This window comes from Paenibacillus paridis (assembly GCF_006345825.1).
GTDB classification, from domain to species: Bacteria; Bacillota; Bacilli; order Paenibacillales; family Paenibacillaceae; genus Pristimantibacillus; species Pristimantibacillus paridis.
Genome location: NZ_VCIX01000072.1, coordinates 1 through 19344, shown reverse-complemented (window position 1 = coordinate 19344; position 19344 = coordinate 1). Strand labels below are relative to the sequence as shown.

The window sequence follows — 19344 nt, the reverse complement described above, 5'->3', positions numbered from 1 at the left end:
ATGGAAACGTTAAAAAAGGTATTTGTTAAATCGTCTATCCTCATACCGATCGTTGCAATCGTACTCGGCCTTATTGTCGGTGCAATTGCCATGCTGGCTGGAGGATATGATCCGATTCTGGCGTATAGCTCGCTGCTCGATAAGCTCTTTAGCACTCCCTATAACATTGGTGAAGCTATCCGGGCGATCACGCCTTTAATTTTCACGGGGCTTGCGGTATCGTTTGCATTCCGTACGGGTCTTTTTAATATCGGGGTAGAGGGTCAGTTTGTAATGGGGATGACGGGCGCAACGATTATTGGTGTGCTTCTTGATCTTCCTTGGTACATTCATGCCCCGCTTGCTGTCATCACAGGAGCAGTGTTTGGCGGCTTATGGGCAGGCATTGCAGGGTATTTGAAAGCAAAACGCGGCGTAAACGAAGTTATTTCTTCGATCATGCTAAACTGGATTGCCCTGTTCCTCTCCAACTTTATTGTAGTGAAGTTTCTCGTGGAGAAAGGGCAGCAAAAATCGATGCCGATTCATGATTCAGCCATGATGAAGATCGATTGGCTAATCAAGCTGATGGACAATGCCCGCATGCACTGGGGAACGGTCGTTGCCGTTCTTTGTGTCATTATATTTTATATCGTCCTCTGGCGTACGAAGCAAGGTTATGAGCTGCGCGCGGTTGGACATAACCCGGATGCAGCCTTGTACGCAGGGATGAACGTGAACGTAACCATGGTTAAATCCATGTTTATCAGCGGTGTGTTTGCCGGCCTTGGCGGCGTATTCGAAATTCTAGGCGTCTTCGGCAACCAGACGGTTATGGCTGCTTCGCCTGGCTATGGCTTTGACGGAATTGCGGTAGCGCTTCTTGGGGGCAATACTCCGATCGGCGTTCTGCTTGGCGCCATGCTGTTCGGCGGATTGAGTTACGGTTCGGCAGGCATGAGCTTTGGGGCGGGCGTTCCACCAGAGGTTGTCCGCATCGTGATTGGCGCCGTTATTTTCTTCGTTGCTTCGCATGGATTAGTAAAATGGTTCCTAAAACCTTTTCTAAATAAACGTGCAAGCAAGCGGAAGGAGGCGGTGTAGCATGAACGTGTTGGAAATCATCGGACAGCTAATTAATACAACGCTCGTGTTCTCCACCGCGCTAATTTTCACGGCACTTGGGGGAATGTACTCCGAGCGTTCCGGCGTCGTTAATATCGGCCTTGAGGGCTTGATGGTGTCTGGCGCATTCGCTGCAGCAGTCGCTACCGAATATGCCATACAAGCAGGCATGGGGAATGTTTCGCCTTGGATTGGATTTATAGCAGCAGCCATTTATGGCACTTTGTTTGCTCTTCTTCATGCGATATCAACAATCACCTTCCGAGCGGATCAGACTGTTGTAGGTGTCGTTATTAACATTCTTTCCTTGGGCTTATCGCTATACTTAACCAAAAGCTTGTATGCGGGTTCAGGTCAAACGCCGCTGCTTGCAAATGTATTTCACAAATGGAAAATCCCTTATTTGTCGGATATTCCGCTGCTTGGGAAAGCCATTTTTACGGCTTACCCGACAACGTACATCGTTCTGGCGTTAGCTGGTATCAGTTATTTTGTATTGTTCCGCACTCCTTTCGGTTTGCGTCTGCGTGCAGTGGGTGAGCACCCGAGCTCGGCAGACACCGTCGGAATCAGCGTAACGAAATATCGTTATATCGGCGTACTCCTCAGCGGAGCGCTCGCTGGGCTAGGTGGCGCTACGATTACGCTAACCACGACGAGCAGCTTTGCGCATAATACGATTTCAGGGCAAGGCTTTATCGCGCTGGCTGCGCTCATCTTCGGCAAGTGGAATCCGCTCGGCGTCGTTGGAGCTGCGATGTTCTTCGGGCTTGCGCAAGCGATGAGAAGCTTTATGCAGCGCTTTGAATTCGCGCAGCATATTCCTTCGGAATTTTTCTACATGCTGCCGTATGTTTTGACTCTTATCGTTCTTGCGGGTGCAGTCGGTCGCTCGAATGCTCCTTCCGCTCTTGGGCAGCCATATGATCCGGCAAAACGTTAATTGAAGCAAAGCCTCTCTCCGTCATGGAGAGAGGCTTTTTTTGGACTGTAAGAATGTATTTGTTGTACGCGATAACGCAGCCTTATATTACTTTGGGATATGCTTAGCTTCCTCTTGTTGGGGAAGCCGTAGTTATTTACGTTTGTTTATAAGTTTTACTTATCCAAACTGCATGAATCATCAAGTATTCTATTCACTTTTCCCAATGCTAACTGAGAATCGTTTTCGCTTAAATGAAGCAATAAAGTCTCTTTTTTGTTGAATAGGACCAAGATGCAGGTATAAGAAAAATTAATTTCAAGTTGCCGCCATAAAAAGGCCTTTAATAGATTGACAGTAGCATCTGCCGCGTGTAAATTAAAACTTAATCAAATGAATTTATCCCTTTTGGTTTAAACTATAGGTAAGCGACTTTCTAAGTTTGTGCATCAATTCACAAAGTTGAGCTTGCCGTATAACGGAATGGGGATGTAACCCCATCCCTCATAAGAGGAGAGGATCTACTGTGGAAGCACTGGCACTGGAACGCAAGGCGGAACAAAACCGTGAGTTGCGTGAACGGTTGTTACAGTTGAAGAAAGAACGGAATGCTATTATTTTGGCTCATTATTATCAGCGTGATGAAATTCAAGAGGTTGCCGATTTTCGCGGAGATTCCTTCCTCCTTGCACAGAAGGCTGCTCAAACCGACGCTGAGGTTATCGTTTTCTGCGGCGTTCACTTCATGGGCGAAAGCGCTAAAATTTTGGCGCCGAACAAGACGGTAATCATTCCGGATGAGCGTGCCGGCTGCCCGATGGCTGACATGGTTAACGTTGACGGGTTGCGTCAGCTAAAGGCGAAACATCCGAATGCAAAGGTCGTAACCTACATTAACTCTTCGGCTGAAATTAAAGCGGAGACGGATATCGTGTGTACATCGGCTAATGCGGTCAAGGTTGTTAATTCAGTTGAGGGTGACGAAGTCATCTGGGTACCGGACAAAAACTTGGGTCATTATGTGCAGCAGAATACCGATAAGAAGATGATTATCTGGGAAGGCTACTGCAACACGCATGACATGCTTACCGTTAAAGACGTAGAAGAAATGAAAGCAAAATATCCAAACGCGCAGTTTGTCGTACATCCAGAGTGCCGTCCCGAAGTGGTGGAGCTTGGCGATTTCGTAGGCAGTACAACCGCGATCATTAAATATTGCAAGGAATCCGATTGTCAGGAGTTTATCGTAGGTACCGAAGACGGAACTGGCTACCAGCTGCGTTTGGACAGTCCCGGCAAAACGTTTCATTTTGCATCCAAATATTTGGTTTGCCCGAACATGAAGGTTAATAATTTGAAGAAGCTCGTGAAGTGCCTAGAAACGATGCAGCCTCAAATCTATGTGCCGCCGCATGTTGCGGATCAAGCCCGTTTGTCCCTGGAGCGCATGCTACTCGTGAAGTAGTATGCGCTACTCCTGTGTTTGAAATAGAAGATTTAGTGATTGCTATGCTATAGATGATGCTTATATTTCACTGCGAAACGTAAGCAATGCAGCCAAAGGTCGGCTTTCGCCGTATACGCTTGGAGGAGCACTGATGATTCCTAGGTATTTAGTTGATGTGCAGCTGAGTGAGCTGCCTGTTATTGAAAAAGATGTCATCGTTATTGGGGCCGGCATTGCCGGTCTTTTTACCGCTATAAGGGCAAGCGAACATCATTCAGTATTGATGATCACGAAGAAATCACTGCTGGACAGCAACACAAGATACGCACAAGGCGGGATTGCCGCGGTCATTTCGGATGAGGATTCTCCAGATTACCATAGTCAAGATACGCTGGTAGCCGGCGCGGGCTTGTGCTCGGACGAAGCGGTTGACGTGCTTGTTCATGAGGGACCCAAGGGCGTTCGAAGCCTGATTAAGATGGGTACCCAATTCGATCTGGAAAATGGGGAATTTGCTCTAACGAAGGAAGGCGCGCACAGTCAGCGGCGTATCTTGCACGCAAACGGCGACGCGACCGGCTTTGAAATTGTACGAGCGCTATCAGAAACGGCGATTGCGAATCCCCAAATCGAGGTATGGGACGACCATTTTGTGATCGATCTCGTTACCCAAGACGGAGAATGCTGCGGAGCTATTGTGCAGAAGCCGGGTGGCCAGCGATTGTTTGTTAAAGGCAAAGCGGTCATTTTAAGCTCTGGCGGTGCTGGCCAGCTTTACCGATATACAACGAATCCCGAGGTTGCTACTGGTGATGGCATAGCGATGGCTTACCGGGCAGGGGCATACATACAGGATGTTGAGTTTATTCAGTTCCACCCGACCTCGCTATGCTATCCGGGAGCGCCTAGATTTCTTATTTCGGAGGCGGTCAGAGGGGAAGGCGCATACCTTCGCAATATAAAGGGAGAGCGCTTTATGGATCGTTACCACGAGCAGCTTGAACTGGCACCAAGGGATGTTGTGGCGCGCGCGATTGTCAGCGAGATGGAAGAGACCAGGTCTACCTTTGTCTATATTGATATTACACATGAATCACCAGACATGGTGAAGCATCGTTTTCCGACAATTTATGAATACTGTTTGAAGTATGGCCTTGATTTAACATCGGACTGGATTCCGGTAGCGCCTGCGATGCATTATATGATGGGCGGAGTCAAAACGGATCTAAATGGTGAAACCAATATCAAGCGATTGTTCGCCTGTGGCGAGGTTTCGTCTACTGGCGTACATGGTGCTAACCGGCTTGCCAGCAACTCGTTGTCGGAAGCGATCGTGTTCGGCAGAAGAATCGTAAAGCGTATTAATGAACTTACTGAGCTTATGACAGTGCCGATCTCCGATAATGAGGCGGAGCGAAGCAGCAGCTCGATTCAGGCTGTTGTGGAAAAAAGGCTTAAGCTGCAAAAAATTATGGTGCGATATGTAGGCTTGCGCCGCGATGCGAAGAGCCTTGCTAAGGGCCTAGAGGAATTGAAGCGGCAATTGCCGATATATCAATCCATTTTGACTGAGCGCGAAGAGTATGAGTTTGCTAATTTGCTGACCTGCGCGCTTCTGACTACGGAAGCCGCACTCTCGCGCGAGGAAAGCCGCGGTGCGCATTATCGGGAGGATTTTCCGCTTCGTGATGACGAGAAGTGGAGAAAACATACGATATTGCACCGTCTACATGGACTGACGGAGGAGCGGATTAAAGATGCTTGATTGGACCGCGGGAGGTTATGATGCTGCTATCCGTGAACAAATTCGCGGCTGGCTTGCCGAAGATATAGGCAGCGGGGATATTACGACGGAGACAACGATACCGAGAGATTCGCGTTCGAAAGCGGTTATTCATGTGAAGGAAAACGGCATAATAGCTGGGCTTCCAATCGCGCGATTGGTATTTGAAGTCGTTGATTCTACGTTGGTATTTGAAGAAAACGTGCAGGACGGCGATTATGTGGACAAGGGTACAGTGCTAGCTACGGTTGAAGGCAGCACGCATAGCTTGCTGACCGGCGAGCGGCTGGCCCTAAATCTGATGCAAAGATTATCCGGCATTGCAACGAAGACGCGTTCGTTTATTGATGCGCTTGAGGGCTTGCCTGTCCGGCTGGTGGATACGCGCAAGACGACCCCTGGACACCGCAAACTGGAGAAGTATGCGGTCCGGGTCGGCGGCGGAGCCAATCATCGATTTGGCCTGTATGATGCCGTCATGATAAAGGACAATCATATTAAGGGCTCAGGCGGCATTCGTGCGGCAGTTGAAGCGGCACGGACAAAAATTCCACATACGATGAAGATCGAAGTTGAGACAGAGTCGCTGAAGCAGGTGGATGAAGCTCTGGAATGCGGAGCGGACATTATTATGCTTGATAATATGGACCATGCGATGATGAAGGAAGCCGTAGCCCGAATAAAGATTGCATCGCCGCATGTCATTGTTGAGGCCTCTGGCGGCGTAACGCTGGATACGGTAAAAGGGATAGCGGCTTGCGGGGTTGATGTGATTTCCGTAGGCGGACTAACGTATTCCTTCCATGCGCTTGATATTAGTTTGGATTTGAATGCGAAGAAGGGTGGGGAATCGCTTTGATCCTCGTCATTGATGTCGGGAATACGAATATTGTGCTGGGCATATACAAAGGCAAAGAGCTTTTGCATTATTGGCGATTAAGCACAAACCGTTCGGCGACAGAAGATGAATATGGCATGAACATCCATAATCTGTTTCATTATGCTGGGGTTAAGCTGGAACAGATGGATGGCGTGATCATTTCGTCGGTCGTGCCTCCTTTAATGCGTACGTTGGAGCAGCTATGTCATAAGTATTTGAAAAAAACACCTTTAGTCGTTGGGCCAGGCGTAAAGACAGGCTTAAATATCCGTTATGAAAATCCACGCGAGGTCGGTGCTGACCGTATTGTAAATTCAGTGGCAGGTATTGTAAAATACGGCTCCCCGCTAATCGTTGTCGATTTTGGGACGGCAACAACCTTTGATTATATCGATGAAGGCGGCAACTACCTGGGCGGTGCGATCGTGCCTGGCATTGGCATCTCTACAGAGGCTTTGTATCAGCGTGCAGCTAAGCTGCCAAGAATTGAACTGGTGAGGCCAAAGAGCGTCATTGGGCGTAATCCAGTCACATCAATGCAGGCGGGCATTATTTTTGGCTACGCAGGCCAAGTAGATGGTATCGTCAAGCGCATTCGCAGTGAATTCGGAGTCAATCCGCGCGTCATTGCTACTGGAGGCCTGGCAGAGTTAATCGCTGCCGAATCGGAAACGATAGAGGAAGTCGATCCGCTTCTGACTCTGGAAGGCTTAAGAATTATATATGAACGCAATCAGGAGGGATTATGATGGAGAATCAGCTGAAGGACGTGCTAGTGCGAGGGACGGCATGGGGTGGCAAAATTCGAGTGTTCGCGGCTCGCACGACTCAGCTTGTTGAGGAGCTACGTCAGCGTCACGGTACTTTTCCTACGGCTACAGCTGCACTTGGCCGTACGTTAACAGCCGGTGCCATCATGGGTGCCATGCTGAAGGGACAAGAGAAATTAACGATTCAAGTGAAAGGCGATGGGCCTATCGGACAAATCGTTGTAGATGCAAATGCTGACGGTGAAGTTCGCGGGTATGTCGATCATCCGGAGGTTCATCTGGCAAGCAATGCGCAAGGCAAGCTTGACGTTGCTGGCGCAGTGGGACGCAGCGGATATCTTCATATCACCAAGGATCTAGGGATGAAGGAGCCTTACCGCGGCAGCATTCCGATTGTATCGGGAGAGCTGGGGGAGGATTTTACTTATTATTTCGCGGTTTCGGAGCAGACGCCGTCAGCAGTAGGGCTTGGCGTACTCGTTGATCCCGATCTTTCGGTATTGCATGCAGGCGGTTTTATCGTTCAATTAATGCCAGGGCTTACAGATGAGGAAATTACAAGGCTTGAGCAAGCGGTAGGCGCTATGCCTCCGGTAACGACTTTGCTGGATCAAGGGGAATCACCCGAGGAATTGCTTCGCAGGATCGTTGGCGACAATGAACTTCAGATTCATGATACAATGGAATTGAAATTTAAGTGCTTCTGTTCCTCGGAGCGTGTGGAGCAGACGCTTCTCAGCCTGGGTGAGCATGAATTGCAACAAATTATAGATGAAGACGGAAAAGCGGAAGTCGTTTGCCAATTTTGCAACGAAGCGTATACATTTGAAAAGGCAGAGCTAGTCAGACTGCTTGATCAAGCGAAACCAAAGCCGATCCAATAATCGGAGGCATTAGGGGAATGAGGAAATACGAGGTGCTGAGGGCCGTTGTCATCCTTCAAGCCGTATGTATGGTCGTGTTAACGGTAGTCGTTGTCATTAAGGTATTCCCCGGAAACGACCGTTTGCACGGCCCGCAGCCGCAGACGAATGTGGGCAGCGAGGGAGAACAGGGCGAGCCCGGCCAACATTCGGGCGAACAATCGGATCACAAACGTATTATTGCGAAAATAGGCAAGGAAACGATCTCGCTGGCTGATTTGGAGGAACAACTTCATAAGCTATACGGAGATGCGGTATTGCGTACATTGATGGTGCATAAAGTCATTGATATGGAAGCAGAGGCATCCGAGCTAAGCGTGTCGGCAGAAGAACAAAACCGTGAGCTGGATAAAATGGTGGATGGCTACGATAGCGAGGCCCGTTTCTATGAAGTGATGAAGGAACAGCTGGGCATGTCGAAGGAGCAGGTGCTTGAGGACCTTCGCTACCGTCTGCTTCTGGAGAAGATCGTGATTCGCAGCATTGAAGTTTCAGATGATGAAGTTGAGCGCTATATCGCTGATCATCCCGAGGAATTTGAAGCGAGGTCTCAGCTTCATCTGCAGTGGATCATGACAGAAACGGCGAAGGAAGCGAATTCGGTGCTGAAGCTGCTTGCGGAAGGCGAAGATTTCAGCGTACTTGCGCGGACGTATTCCATTGATTCCTTTACGGCAGATACAGGCGGTGATTTAGGCTTGATCGCAGAGGATGACCCGTTCTATAATCGCGAAATGCTGGAGATGGCGAGCCGTTTGCAAATTGCTGAAATGGCCGGCCCGATCAAGGTAGAAGGCGGGTACGCAGTGATCCGCCTGGTTGAACGCCAGGTAACGACAAGCATATCTGGGTCTGAATTGTATGATGAGGTCCGCAAACAGCTGGCCTTAGAGCATGCAGAATCATTAACGGATGCGGAAGATGAGCTTTTGGAAAAATATGATGCAGTAAAAGTAGAATAGTGCAGCCCGGCCGGCGTTTGCATTGGAGTGAGAAACTCACTATTGACAACGGATGCAAGACATTGTTAAGATGGAATTAGTGAATAAACCAACTGAATTAGTCGGAATAAGGAGGCAGTTATTTCCATGGCCAAAATTGTGCAAAGCGTTTTAGATCTTATCGGTGATACTCCGCTTGTTCGTTTGAATCGTCTCGTACCTGAGGGCAGCGCAGAAATTTATGTGAAACTTGAATACCAAAATCCAGGTGCCAGCGTTAAAGACCGTATCGCAATTAGCATGGTTGAGGTTGCTGAGCAAGAGGGTATTATTAAACCGGGCGATACGATTATCGAGCCTACTAGCGGTAACACAGGAATCGGACTAGCACTTGTAGCAGCAGCAAAAGGCTATAAGGCTATCCTTGTTATGCCAGAGACAATGAGTATTGAGCGTCGCAACCTGCTTCGTGCTTATGGTGCTGAGCTAGTTTTGACACCAGGTTCTGAAGGGATGAATGGCGCGGTTCGCAAAGCGGAAGAGCTTGCTGAAGCGAACGCGGATTATTTCCTGCCGCAGCAATTCAAAAACCAAGCCAACGTGAAGGTTCACCGCGAAACAACGGGTCCAGAGATCGTTGAGGCGATTAACTCGCTTGATGGCAAATTGGATGCATTCGTTGCCGGTATCGGTACTGGCGGTACAATTTCTGGAGCAGGCGAAGTGCTTAAGAAAAATTTCGAAGGCATCAAAATTGTTGCCGTAGAACCAGCTGCTTCACCGCTTCTGTCAGGCGGCAAACCGGGCGCGCACAAAATTCAAGGTATCGGCGCAAACTTTGTACCCGATATTTTGAACCGTGAAGTGTATGACCAAGTAATTGCCGTTGAAAACGAAGAAGCATTCGAATATGCTCGCCGTGCAGCCAAAGAAGAGGGTATCCTTTGCGGTATTTCTTCAGGCGCAGCAATCTTTGCAGCGCTTCAAGTGGCGAAAGAGCTTGGTGCAGGCAAACGCGTAGTTGCTGTTATCCCGAGCAATGGCGAACGCTACCTGTCGACTCCTCTCTTCAATTTCGAAAACTAATTTTAGATCGAATATACGACAGCCTTTCATTCCCCGGAATGGAAGGCTTTCTTTTTACTTAGCTATTCTGTATACTGAGCAAAATAAGTCAAGTAACCGGGGGTTGAAGGTGATGGTCACCGCTTTAGAACAGTGGACTCGGTGGCACGCTGAACGGAAATATACGACGCTGCCGCTGCTGAAGGAATTGCCCTTCCAGATCGATACGAGAGCAGGCGTTGCCTCGTGGGAAGAGGTGTGGCAGGATGCTTCGCCCTATGCTTTTGTTCTAGAAAGCGGCAAGGATGGGCGGTATACCTACTTGGGACTGCATCCTGACGGTATCATACGTGGCAAAGGCTTGTCAGCCGAGTCAGTGCAATTCGAATCCGTTGAGGAGCAGACTAAGCGTCGGTGGGAAGGAAAGCCTCTACAGGTCGTTAGGGAATGGATGAGCGGCCAGCTTGGACCAAGGCTTGAGGAAGGGCCCAAGTGGATAGGCGGCTGCGCCGGGTTCTGGGGTTACGATATTATACGAACCATTGAACGCTTGCCTGTACGGGCAGAGGATGATCGAGCGATCCCCGATTATTTATTCATGCAAATGAACGAGCTTTGGATTATCGATCATGTAGATTCTAAGGTCTATTGTTCCGTTCATACCAAGATCAATTTGGATGCGGATACCCAAGAGCTAAATGCTGCATATGAACGTGCATTGTCGAGGGCAGAAGGGATGACCGATTATTGGCTGACCTGGTTTGACGAGGCTCGTGTCAAGGAGAAAGCGGATGCACTTCAGGCGCGGCGGAAACAAATGCTTGAAGACGATCTGATGCAAATCGACGTCGAATCCGTTGCAGGCCTGACTTCGAAATTCCCGAAGGAAGCTTATATGGAGGCTGTTCGGAGTATACAGCAATACATTGAGCAAGGGGATGTTTTCCAGGTTAACCTCTCTGTAAGGCAAAGCAAAAGAATATCAGCTAAGCCAGAAGAGCTGTATGAATGGATTAGGTTGGTTAATCCTTCTCCCTACATGGGTTTCCTGCGCTGTCCCGATTTTCAGCTTGTATCGGCTTCGCCGGAGTTGCTCGTTGAGCTGCGTGAGAACAAGCTCGCTACCAGGCCGATTGCTGGAACGCGGAGGCGTGGCCGTACAGAAGAGGAGGATCGGCAGTTGGCCGATGAACTTCTCTCGAACGAGAAGGAGCGCGCCGAGCATATTATGCTGGTGGATCTGGAGCGAAATGACCTTGGCCGGATTTCTGAATATGGAACCGTTAAAGTCGAAGAGCTAATGGTCATTGAACAGTATTCGCATGTCATGCACCTTGTGTCTCAAGTAGAGGGTCAACTGGCTAGCGGAAAAGATGCTTATGATGTTATTGCTGCGACCTTTCCGGGAGGAACGATTACGGGTGCGCCAAAAATCCGTACGATGGAAATAATCGAGGAGCTGGAACCGACACGCCGTGGACCATATACCGGATCGTTAGGGTGGATTGACTATAACGGGGATATGGAATTTAATATAATTATTAGAACCATGGCATTGCAGGACGGGGTTGTTCATATTCAAGCAGGAGCGGGAATTGTTATTGATTCCGATCCGGAGCGGGAATACAAAGAATCGTTGAGCAAAGCAAAGGCTTTATGGAAGGCCATTCAGTACAGTGAACGGTTTGCGGAGCATAACCATGCTGCGGAGCCGGATAGAGGGGGAGCCTTAACATGATACTGGTAATCGATAATTATGACTCTTTTACGTACAATCTCGTTCAGTATTTGGGTGAGCTTGGCGAAGATATTGTAGTGAAACGCAATGACGAGATCGACCTTGCAGGCATTGAAGCATTGGCGCCTGATCATATTCTGATCTCTCCTGGGCCTTGTTCGCCGAATGAAGCGGGCATTAGCTTGTCCCTTATCGAGCATTTTAAAGGAATCATTCCGATATTTGGCGTTTGTTTGGGCCATCAGTCCATTGGACAAGCCTTCGGAGGCGAAGTGGTTCGTGCGGAGAGACTGATGCATGGAAAAACCTCTGCGATTCATCATGATCAAAAATCAATCTTTGCAGGAATGCCTACACCTTTCACCGCTACTCGCTACCATTCTCTAATCGTACGTCGCGAGACGCTGCCGGATTGCCTTGAAATTACGGCGGAGACGGAAGAGGGCGAAATTATGGGGTTGCGTCATAAAGAATATCCGATTGAAGGGGTGCAATTCCACCCTGAATCGATTATAACGGAGCATGGGCTAACGATGCTTCGTAATTTCTTGCAAAATCGGGCGGGCGCAGTGCGATGAAAATCGGTCTGAACGGCTCCGTCATGGAAGCGAGCGAAGCCGTGATCTCTGTATATGATCACGGTTTTTTGTACGGATTGGGTTTATTCGAAACCTTCCGTACTTATGAGGGCAGACCCTACTTGCTGGACCGACATATGAATCGTTTGTATAGGGGCTGCGAGCAGCTAGGTATCCGCAATTGCCCAAGCGTGCGGCAAGTGTCCGATATGATCCAAGATCTTCTCGCTGCCAACGAACTGAAGGCCGGATATGTACGCTTGACTGTCAGCGCGGGAGAAGCAGAGCTTGGTTTGCCGACCGGTGATTACGAGCAGCCGAATGTGTTAATGCTTGTGAAGAACTTGCCGCCTGTCAATGATGCGGTTCATATGCGCGGACGGGAGCTGCGGCTCGTGCAGACGAGGCGGAATACGCCAGAGGGCGAGGTTCGCTTCAAGTCCCTCCATTATATGAACAATATTATTGCCAAGCGTGAGCTGCTCGCTAGTGGTGCTTCGCCGGGCGCGGAGGGGATCATGCTAACACGTGAGGGTTGGCTGGCAGAAGGGATTGTCAGCAATTTATTTTTTGCTAAAAATTCGGTCATCCATACGCCAGCTCTTGAAACTGGCATATTGCCTGGCATCACGCGTGAGCGCGTGATGGAGTTGGCGACCGAGGCGGGGTATCAAGTGAACGAAGGGCTGTACAGCTGGGAGCAGCTGCAGTCGGCCGATGAAATATGGCTTACCAATTCCATTCAGGAAGTGGTCCCTGTCACTACCTTGACGGATGCGAGTGGACGAAGCATTGTCATCGGCGATGGGGAAGCGGGGGAAATGACTAGGCAGCTGTTCTCCCTTTACCGACAGGACACTAAAGGCCAGTGTGACTATGATGAATAAATACAGCAAAAGCATTTGAGTAAATGAAGAAGGAGGGTGATCCAACCGTGGGTCAACAGCCAATTTATTATAAAAGAATTTACGACTTTGGCGATGATTCGAGAATAGAGCTCGGCAGCCGAACCTTAGTCATGGGAATTTTGAATGCAACGCCTGATTCGTTCTCGGACGGAGGAAAGTATACAAATGTGGAAGCTGCGCTTGCACACGCTCGCGCGATGGTTGAGGCCGGGGCTGACATTTTGGATATTGGCGGTGAGTCGACTCGTCCAGGTTTCGAGCCGGTCGGGCTGGAGGAAGAAATACGGAGAATTGTTCCGGTGATCCAGGCATTGCGCCAAGCTCTGCCTCATATTCCTCTTTCCATTGATACCTACAAAGCCGAAACCGCACGTCAGGCGCTGGAGGCTGGAGCGCACATTATTAATGATATTTGGGGTTTAAAAGGTGATCCGAATATGGCAGCCATTGCGGCTGAATACGGCTGCCCGGTTATTATTAACCATAATCGTCATGAGCGGAGCTATAATGATTTGGTTCCTGATGTTCTCTCTGACCTGCAAGGAAGTGTTACCATTGCCCGGGCAGCTGGAGTGGCGGATGAAATGATTTGGCTGGACCCCGGAATAGGCTTTGCCAAAACCTACGAAGACAATCTGGAGCTGCTCGGCCGTCTGACCGAGCTGAATGAGCTTGGATATCCGGTGCTTCTAGGCACCTCCCGCAAACGATTCATTAAGCAGACTTTAGATTTACCCGTAGACGAGCTTGTCGAGGGGACAGCTGCAACGGTGGCTCTTGGCATTGCACAAGGCTGCCAGATTATGCGCGTTCATGATGTCCGTGCAATCAAACGGACTGCGCTGATGACGGATGCCATTTGTTACTTCAACCAAAACCGTTAGGAGAGGAAACAACCATTATGGACAACATGACGATAAAAGGAATGAAGTTTTACGGATATCATGGTGTATTTGCGGAAGAAAACAAGCTTGGCCAGCAGTATTATGTGGACATTGTGCTAAGCATGGATTTGGAGCAGGCGGCGTTGACGGATGACTTGAATTGTACGGTGAATTATGCGGAAGTTCATGCGCTTGCCAAAACGATCGTAGAAGGGCCTCCTTTCAAGCTAATTGAAGCTTTAACCGGTCACATTGCATCGCAGGTACTGGAAGCTTATACTATGGTAAATGAAGTTACAGTTCGAGTAACCAAGCCGCATCCCCCGTTTGACATTCATTTTGATGGAGTAACGGTTGAGCTGCGCAGAAAGCGGGACGCTGATGGACGAACAATTCCCGCTTGACGGTGAATGGAGTGTCGCCTATATCGCATTAGGCTCTAATATGGGAAACAGGGAGCAGCTTTTGCTCACCGCTATTGGACTTATTGACGCTCATCCCAAGATGGAAGTTAACAAGGTATCAGGCATGTATGAGACTGACCCTGTGGGATACACGGACCAGCCGCCATTTCTTAATATGACATTAGCCATTAGGACGTCACTTTCTCCGCTGCTGCTGCTTCGTCAGCTTCTCGACTTTGAGCAGGATTTAGGGAGAGTTCGACAAATACGTTGGGGACCAAGAACCATTGACCTCGATCTTCTCCTATATGATAATGTCAGAATGGATCTAGAGGAGCTTACATTGCCGCATCCGCGCATGATGGAGCGGTCATTTGTGCTTGTGCCGCTGCATGATGTCATAGAAGAATCGCATCAGCTATATGCTGAGGTGAATGCAGCGTCCAGCGCGGCGCTTTTGGATGGAAAGGAAGGCATCACGTTATGGAAAATAATCAATTGGCGCAGCGCGTCAGAGCCTTTCGAAAACTGAAGGGCTATACTCAGCAGGAGCTGGCCAAGGTGCTTGGCGTATCAGTAGCCGTACTCGGTTCGTTAGAACGCGGAACAAGAAAGACAGACCCGAAGCTGTTAAGTCATATCGCCAAGACGTTAGGTATTAGCTACGAGGAACTTATGTTGGACGACCGTGAATAACATGGGATGAAATAAGAGCCTTAAACCATAAACGATTAGAAGAGGACCAAGGGGCAGAATGCTCAAAATCGTTGAGATCTAGCTGAAGAAGCGAGTGGTACTAGCCTCGCGCGGTTGCGCGCGGGCAGTAAGGCCGTCAGCGTTTATCGGCGACACTCGAGTAGTTGTATACAGGCAAGGCTAATTGGGACATTATAAGGGATGTTAAGGAAACGGTATCCATTCCCGTAATTGGAAATGGCGACGTTTTTTCTCCATCAGATGCTAAGCGCCTGCTTGAGCATGCCGGCTGTGACATTATCGTAATTGGGTGCGCCGCGTGTAAGGGGCTTATCATGGAAGAAACCGGTGCAACCGAAGAGGTTGATGCTAGACATTCCAATCGGTCGGTTAAGCAGGTTTACTTGTGGAATCAGCCAACCGACATTGTTCGACAAAAGCCGCTGCGAAGCGGCTTCTGCCGCAGCAGGTACAAATGAAACGGTTTCAATGGCTCGGTTGGCTTTGATTGACATTCGGGGTAACTTTGCAATATAATCGTGCAATATAATCTAACGTACACATCAAGAGCGCTTCAAACAACAGAGGTATGATGAACCGGAAGCGTAATATATTAGGTAACAGTGAATTCATACGTGGTATGAAAAATTAGTCACATGACAGGAGAATCGGAAAGATGAACGATAAGCAAATCATTCTGACTCAAGAAGGGCTGCGCAAGCTCGAAGATGAATTAGAAAACTTAAAATCGGTCAAACGCCGTGAGGTTGCCGAGCGTATTAAAGTGGCAATTGGCTATGGCGATATCAGCGAAAACTCCGAGTACGAAGATGCCAAAAACGAACAAGCCTTCATTGAAGGCCGTGTGCTTACCCTAGAGAAGATGCTGCGCAACGCACGCATTATAAATAATGATGATATCGATATTGATACCGTTAGCATCGGCTCGATCGTAACGGTTGAGGATATGGAGTATGGCGACAAAATGGAGTATTCCATTGTCGGCACAGCGGAAGCGGATCCCTTGCAAAACAAGATATCGAATGAAAGTCCGGTTGGCAAAGCGATTTTGGGCAAGAAAATTGGCACAGTCGTGGAAGTTAACGTACCAGTCGGCATTATTCAATACAAAATTCTCGATATCAAAAAATAAGGCTTGCTATGTGCGAATCGGAAAGCTTCCTTGTAGGAAGCTTTTTGAACGTTTAAACTATAAGAATCTAGTTAGCTCAGGCGCAAAAAGCATATCGATTTCGCCAGTCGGCGGGAGTATGCTGCATTAAGATCGGCGACAGTCGCCTATGCTTGCCGAATGATCAAGGAGATGAAAGCAGTGGAACATGAGAACAACGAGCAGGAGCTAAGCGAGCTTTTGCAAATAAGAAGAGACAAACTGGACGAGCTTAGAGGGCTTGGCGTAGATCCGTTTGGCCGGAAATTTGAGCGTACCCATAATGCCAAGGATATTGTAAAGGCTTATGAGGAGCTTAGCAAAGAAGAACTGGTTGAAAAAGGCGTGGAGGTTCGCATAGCGGGCCGCATTATGCAAAAGCGCGGCATGGGTAAAGCCGGCTTCGCAACCATTCAGGATTTGAGCGGGAAGGTTCAAATTTATGTCCGCAAGGACACGGTAGAAGAGCATAAGTTTGCTGCCTTCGATCTGCTTGATATCGGCGATATTATCGGAGTAGCAGGCGTTGTGTTCAAAACGAATACAGGCGAGGTATCCGTTAAGGCGCTGGATATTGAGGTTTTGACGAAATCCTTGCTTCCTTTGCCGGATAAATACCATGGACTTAAGGATGTTGAGCTTCGTTACCGTCAGCGCTATGTCGACCTGATTGTAAACCCGGACGTACAGCAAACCTTTATTACCCGTTCCAAAATTATTCAATCGATGCGTCGTTATTTGGACTCGCGCGGTTATCTTGAGGTAGAAACGCCAACCTTGCATTCCATCGCTGGCGGAGCGGCAGCTCGCCCATTTGAAACCCATCATAATGCGCTAGATATGCAGCTGTATATGCGTATCGCGATTGAGCTTCATTTGAAACGATTGATCGTAGGCGGCTTGGAGAAAGTGTATGAGATTGGTCGCGTATACCGAAACGAAGGCATTTCAACACGCCATAATCCGGAATTTACGATGATTGAGCTCTATGAAGCATATGCCGATTACAAAGACATCATGGCGCTTACCGAGAATGTGATTGCTCATATCGCTCAGGAAGTGCTCGGCACAACCAAAATTACTTACCAAGGCCAGGAAATAGATCTAACCCCGCAGTGGCGTCGCGTTTCCATGGTTGATCTAGTTAAAGAAACTACGGGTGTTGATTTTGGCGTGGAGATGAGCGACGAGGAAGCTCATCGCCTAGCGAAAGAGCATAAGGTTGCGGTTGATCCGCATATGACATTCGGTCATATCCTTAATGCTTTCTTTGAACAATTTGGCGAGCATACGCTCATTCAGCCTACGTTCGTAACGGGCCATCCTGTTGCAATCTCTCCGCTTGCGAAGAAGAATGAGGAAGATCCTCGTTTCACGGATCGGTTCGAGCTGTTTATCGTAGCGCGTGAGCATGCCAATGCCTTCACCGAGCTGAATGACCCCATCGATCAACGCGAGCGCTTTGAATCTCAATTGCTTGAGCGCGAGCACGGTAATGATGAAGCGCATGAAATGGATGAAGATTTTATCCGTGCTTTGGAGTATGGTATGCCTCCAACGGGCGGCCTAGGAATCGGCATTGATCGTTTGATTATGCTGCTTACAGATTCACCATCGATTCGCGACGTTCTGTTGTTCCCTCATATGAGAGATCAACGTTCCGCGGAATAGACATATGCAAAGAACCGCAAAGCATTGGCTGCAGCGGTTCTTTTTTTATATGAAATTATCTTATTTCGATGATATGTAGCAGAAATTCTTAAAAACTAGCAAAATATGAGTATAATTATATAAAACGTCTATTGTATTGCTAGAATCATATGATAAAATAGAACTAATAAAGCGATACACGATAACGGCAAACCTATTGAAAAATAGGGACGCAAAGCTAAAGGGCCTTCCGATTAGATGGCAGCCAGCTACCGAATGGACAAGCTTTTTTTTGTTTTCAGGATAAGTTATCCAACAAGCTTTAAACGATAATGGCAAACCTATCGAAAGGTAGGGACGCAAAGCTAAAGGGCCTTCCGAAAGATGGCAGCCAGCTACCGAAAGGGAGTTTGTATATGCGTAAATTTATGATGTTAATCGCAGTGTTTGTTTTGTTTTCTTCCATTCACGTAATGCCTGCAAATGCCAGCGGAGTTGATCCGACGGCATGGCTTAATAAGGACAATCTGGATAACGGTATCGTTTCCATACAATACCCAGTAAACGTCAAGTTGAAAACAAAGCTAATGATCGCTAAAGGGCAAACTAATTATACGTACAACCTGACTGCAGGGAAAGCAAGTGAGAGCTTTCCACTTCAGCTCGGAAATGGTGAATATACAATATCGCTGTTGGAGAATACAACAGGCAATAAATATAAACAAGTGAAGAAAGAAACCGTGCAGCTTAGCTTGAAAGACAGCAAGGTTCTATACCTGAACTCGATCCAAAACATTGAGTGGACAAGCAGTAGCCTTGCAATCGTAAAGGCTAAAGAATTAACGAAGAATAAGAAGACCGATGCCGAGAAGGTAAAAGCAATTTATGACTACATTATTACAAATGTAGAATACGACAATAAGCTTGCAGCTAACTTGTCAGTTGATTATCTGCCAAGCATTGACCGTACCTTCAAGACAAACAAAGACATTTGCTACGGTTATGCATCGTTGTTTGCAGGAATGCTTCGCAGCTTGGATATTCCAACTAAGCTCATGATGGGAAAATCGACTTACGTTGATGTGTACCATGCTTGGAATGAAGTATATCTGGATGGCAAATGGGTCATCATCGATACCACTGTAGATGCTGGTTTAAAGAAGGGCAACAAGAAGATCGACCTTATTAAAGAAGCATCGAAGTACACAGTGGCGAAGCAATATTAAGATCGAAGTATGCAACGAGTACGCGTTTATCGCGTGCTCGTTTTTTAATGCGCGTAGATAAAATAATGACTGAAGTTGATCATCTTATATGAACACATATTCGGGTGTTTGGTTGTCACAGAGGGCTTATAAAAAGTTTTTTAAAGATTTATAAAATAATGCTTGCAATGCCATAGGCGCCTGTGATATATTATCTAGGTCGCCAACGAGACACACGGCCGACACGAAAGAAAAGATTGCTCTTTGAAAACTGA

20 protein-coding genes, 1 pseudogene and 2 riboswitches are annotated in these 19344 nt (G+C 48.0%); of the genes and pseudogenes, 20 read left to right on the top strand and 1 reads right to left on the bottom strand.

Annotated features, from left to right (window positions below; genetic code table 11):
- From FJQ58_RS05320 to FJQ58_RS32845, 17 genes and pseudogenes are all read left to right on the top strand, one after another.
- Positions 1 to 1083, top strand: coding sequence for an ABC transporter permease (locus FJQ58_RS05320; RefSeq protein WP_139991401.1), 1083 nt, complete (start codon positions 1 to 3; stop codon positions 1081 to 1083).
- 1 nt (position 1084) lies between these two features.
- The gene (locus tag FJQ58_RS05315) at positions 1085 to 2047 is read left to right on the top strand and encodes an ABC transporter permease (RefSeq protein ID WP_139991400.1); all 963 of its coding nucleotides are present in this window, start codon (positions 1085 to 1087) and stop codon (positions 2045 to 2047) included.
- 505 nt (positions 2048 to 2552) lie between these two features.
- Entirely contained in the window at positions 2553 to 3491 is a 939-nt protein-coding gene (gene nadA, locus FJQ58_RS05310; RefSeq protein ID WP_139991399.1) for a quinolinate synthase NadA, read from the top strand.
- A 133-nt stretch (positions 3492 to 3624) separates the two neighbouring features.
- A complete protein-coding gene (gene nadB, locus FJQ58_RS05305; RefSeq protein ID WP_139991398.1) occupies positions 3625 to 5238 on the top strand; it encodes an L-aspartate oxidase in 1614 nt (537 codons plus the stop codon).
- A complete protein-coding gene (nadC, locus tag FJQ58_RS05300; RefSeq protein WP_139991397.1) occupies positions 5231 to 6115 on the top strand; it encodes a carboxylating nicotinate-nucleotide diphosphorylase in 885 nt (294 codons plus the stop codon). The genes nadB and nadC overlap by 8 nt, the downstream gene beginning before the upstream one ends.
- Positions 6112 to 6885 carry a type III pantothenate kinase gene (locus FJQ58_RS05295; protein ID WP_139991396.1) on the top strand — a complete coding sequence of 258 codons (774 nt, stop codon included), beginning with the start codon at positions 6112 to 6114 and terminating at the stop codon, positions 6883 to 6885. The genes nadC and FJQ58_RS05295 overlap by 4 nt, the downstream gene beginning before the upstream one ends.
- Complete coding sequence (gene hslO, locus FJQ58_RS05290) at positions 6885 to 7790, top strand: Hsp33 family molecular chaperone HslO (RefSeq protein WP_139991395.1); 906 nt, start codon at positions 6885 to 6887, stop codon at positions 7788 to 7790. Before FJQ58_RS05295 ends, hslO begins: the two co-directional genes overlap by 1 nt.
- 17 nt (positions 7791 to 7807) lie before the next feature.
- Complete coding sequence (locus FJQ58_RS05285) at positions 7808 to 8791, top strand: peptidylprolyl isomerase (protein WP_139991394.1); 984 nt, start codon at positions 7808 to 7810, stop codon at positions 8789 to 8791.
- 126 nt (positions 8792 to 8917) lie between these two features.
- A complete protein-coding gene (gene cysK, locus FJQ58_RS05280; protein WP_139991393.1) occupies positions 8918 to 9856 on the top strand; it encodes a cysteine synthase A in 939 nt (312 codons plus the stop codon).
- A gap of 112 nt (positions 9857 to 9968) precedes the next feature.
- Positions 9969 to 11573 (top strand): anthranilate synthase component I family protein, encoded by a 1605-nt coding sequence (locus FJQ58_RS05275; protein ID WP_202915216.1) that lies wholly within the window; start codon positions 9969 to 9971, stop codon positions 11571 to 11573.
- Entirely contained in the window at positions 11570 to 12151 is a 582-nt protein-coding gene (gene pabA / locus FJQ58_RS05270; RefSeq protein WP_139991391.1) for an aminodeoxychorismate/anthranilate synthase component II, read from the top strand. Before FJQ58_RS05275 ends, pabA begins: the two co-directional genes overlap by 4 nt.
- The gene (pabC, locus tag FJQ58_RS05265; protein WP_139991390.1) at positions 12148 to 13038 is read left to right on the top strand and encodes an aminodeoxychorismate lyase; all 891 of its coding nucleotides are present in this window, start codon (positions 12148 to 12150) and stop codon (positions 13036 to 13038) included. The genes pabA and pabC overlap by 4 nt, the downstream gene beginning before the upstream one ends.
- Positions 13039 to 13085: 47 nt before the next feature.
- On the top strand, positions 13086 to 13943 hold the full coding sequence (gene folP / locus FJQ58_RS05260; RefSeq protein WP_238403823.1) for a dihydropteroate synthase: 858 nt from the start codon (positions 13086 to 13088) through the stop codon (positions 13941 to 13943).
- Positions 13944 to 13960: 17 nt separating this feature from the next.
- The gene (folB, locus tag FJQ58_RS05255) at positions 13961 to 14347 is read left to right on the top strand and encodes a dihydroneopterin aldolase (protein WP_139991388.1); all 387 of its coding nucleotides are present in this window, start codon (positions 13961 to 13963) and stop codon (positions 14345 to 14347) included.
- Positions 14325 to 14879: a 2-amino-4-hydroxy-6-hydroxymethyldihydropteridine diphosphokinase gene (folK, locus tag FJQ58_RS05250; protein ID WP_139991387.1), complete on the top strand. Its 555-nt coding sequence runs from the start codon at positions 14325 to 14327 to the stop codon at positions 14877 to 14879. The genes folB and folK overlap by 23 nt, the downstream gene beginning before the upstream one ends.
- Positions 14831 to 15043 (top strand): helix-turn-helix domain-containing protein, encoded by a 213-nt coding sequence (locus tag FJQ58_RS05245; protein ID WP_139991386.1) that lies wholly within the window; start codon positions 14831 to 14833, stop codon positions 15041 to 15043. Before folK ends, FJQ58_RS05245 begins: the two co-directional genes overlap by 49 nt.
- A 120-nt stretch (positions 15044 to 15163) precedes the next feature.
- A pseudogene (locus FJQ58_RS32845) lies at positions 15164 to 15363 on the top strand (tRNA-dihydrouridine synthase); the annotation flags it as partial.
- Here FJQ58_RS32845 and FJQ58_RS32840 read toward each other — a convergent pair.
- On the bottom strand, positions 15301 to 15558 hold the full coding sequence (locus FJQ58_RS32840; protein WP_238403829.1) for a hypothetical protein: 258 nt from the start codon (positions 15556 to 15558) through the stop codon (positions 15301 to 15303). The pseudogene FJQ58_RS32845 and the gene FJQ58_RS32840 sit on opposite strands and share 63 nt — an antisense overlap.
- Before the next feature lie 161 nt (positions 15559 to 15719).
- Here FJQ58_RS32840 and greA point away from each other — a divergent pair, with 161 nt between their 5' ends.
- The 3 genes from greA to FJQ58_RS05225 all read left to right on the top strand — a co-directional run bounded on the left by greA (position 15720) and on the right by FJQ58_RS05225 (position 19090).
- A complete protein-coding gene (gene greA, locus FJQ58_RS05235; protein ID WP_139991384.1) occupies positions 15720 to 16196 on the top strand; it encodes a transcription elongation factor GreA in 477 nt (158 codons plus the stop codon).
- 180 nt (positions 16197 to 16376) lie between these two features.
- On the top strand, positions 16377 to 17885 hold the full coding sequence (gene lysS, locus FJQ58_RS05230; protein WP_420799815.1) for a lysine--tRNA ligase: 1509 nt from the start codon (positions 16377 to 16379) through the stop codon (positions 17883 to 17885).
- 176 nt (positions 17886 to 18061) lie between these two features.
- Positions 18062 to 18141, top strand: a riboswitch (cyclic di-GMP riboswitch).
- Positions 18142 to 18188: 47 nt separating this feature from the next.
- A riboswitch (cyclic di-GMP riboswitch) is annotated at positions 18189 to 18267 on the top strand.
- 13 nt (positions 18268 to 18280) lie between these two features.
- Positions 18281 to 19090: a transglutaminase domain-containing protein gene (locus FJQ58_RS05225; protein ID WP_139991382.1), complete on the top strand. Its 810-nt coding sequence runs from the start codon at positions 18281 to 18283 to the stop codon at positions 19088 to 19090.
- The last annotated feature ends 254 nt before the right edge of the window (positions 19091 to 19344 follow it).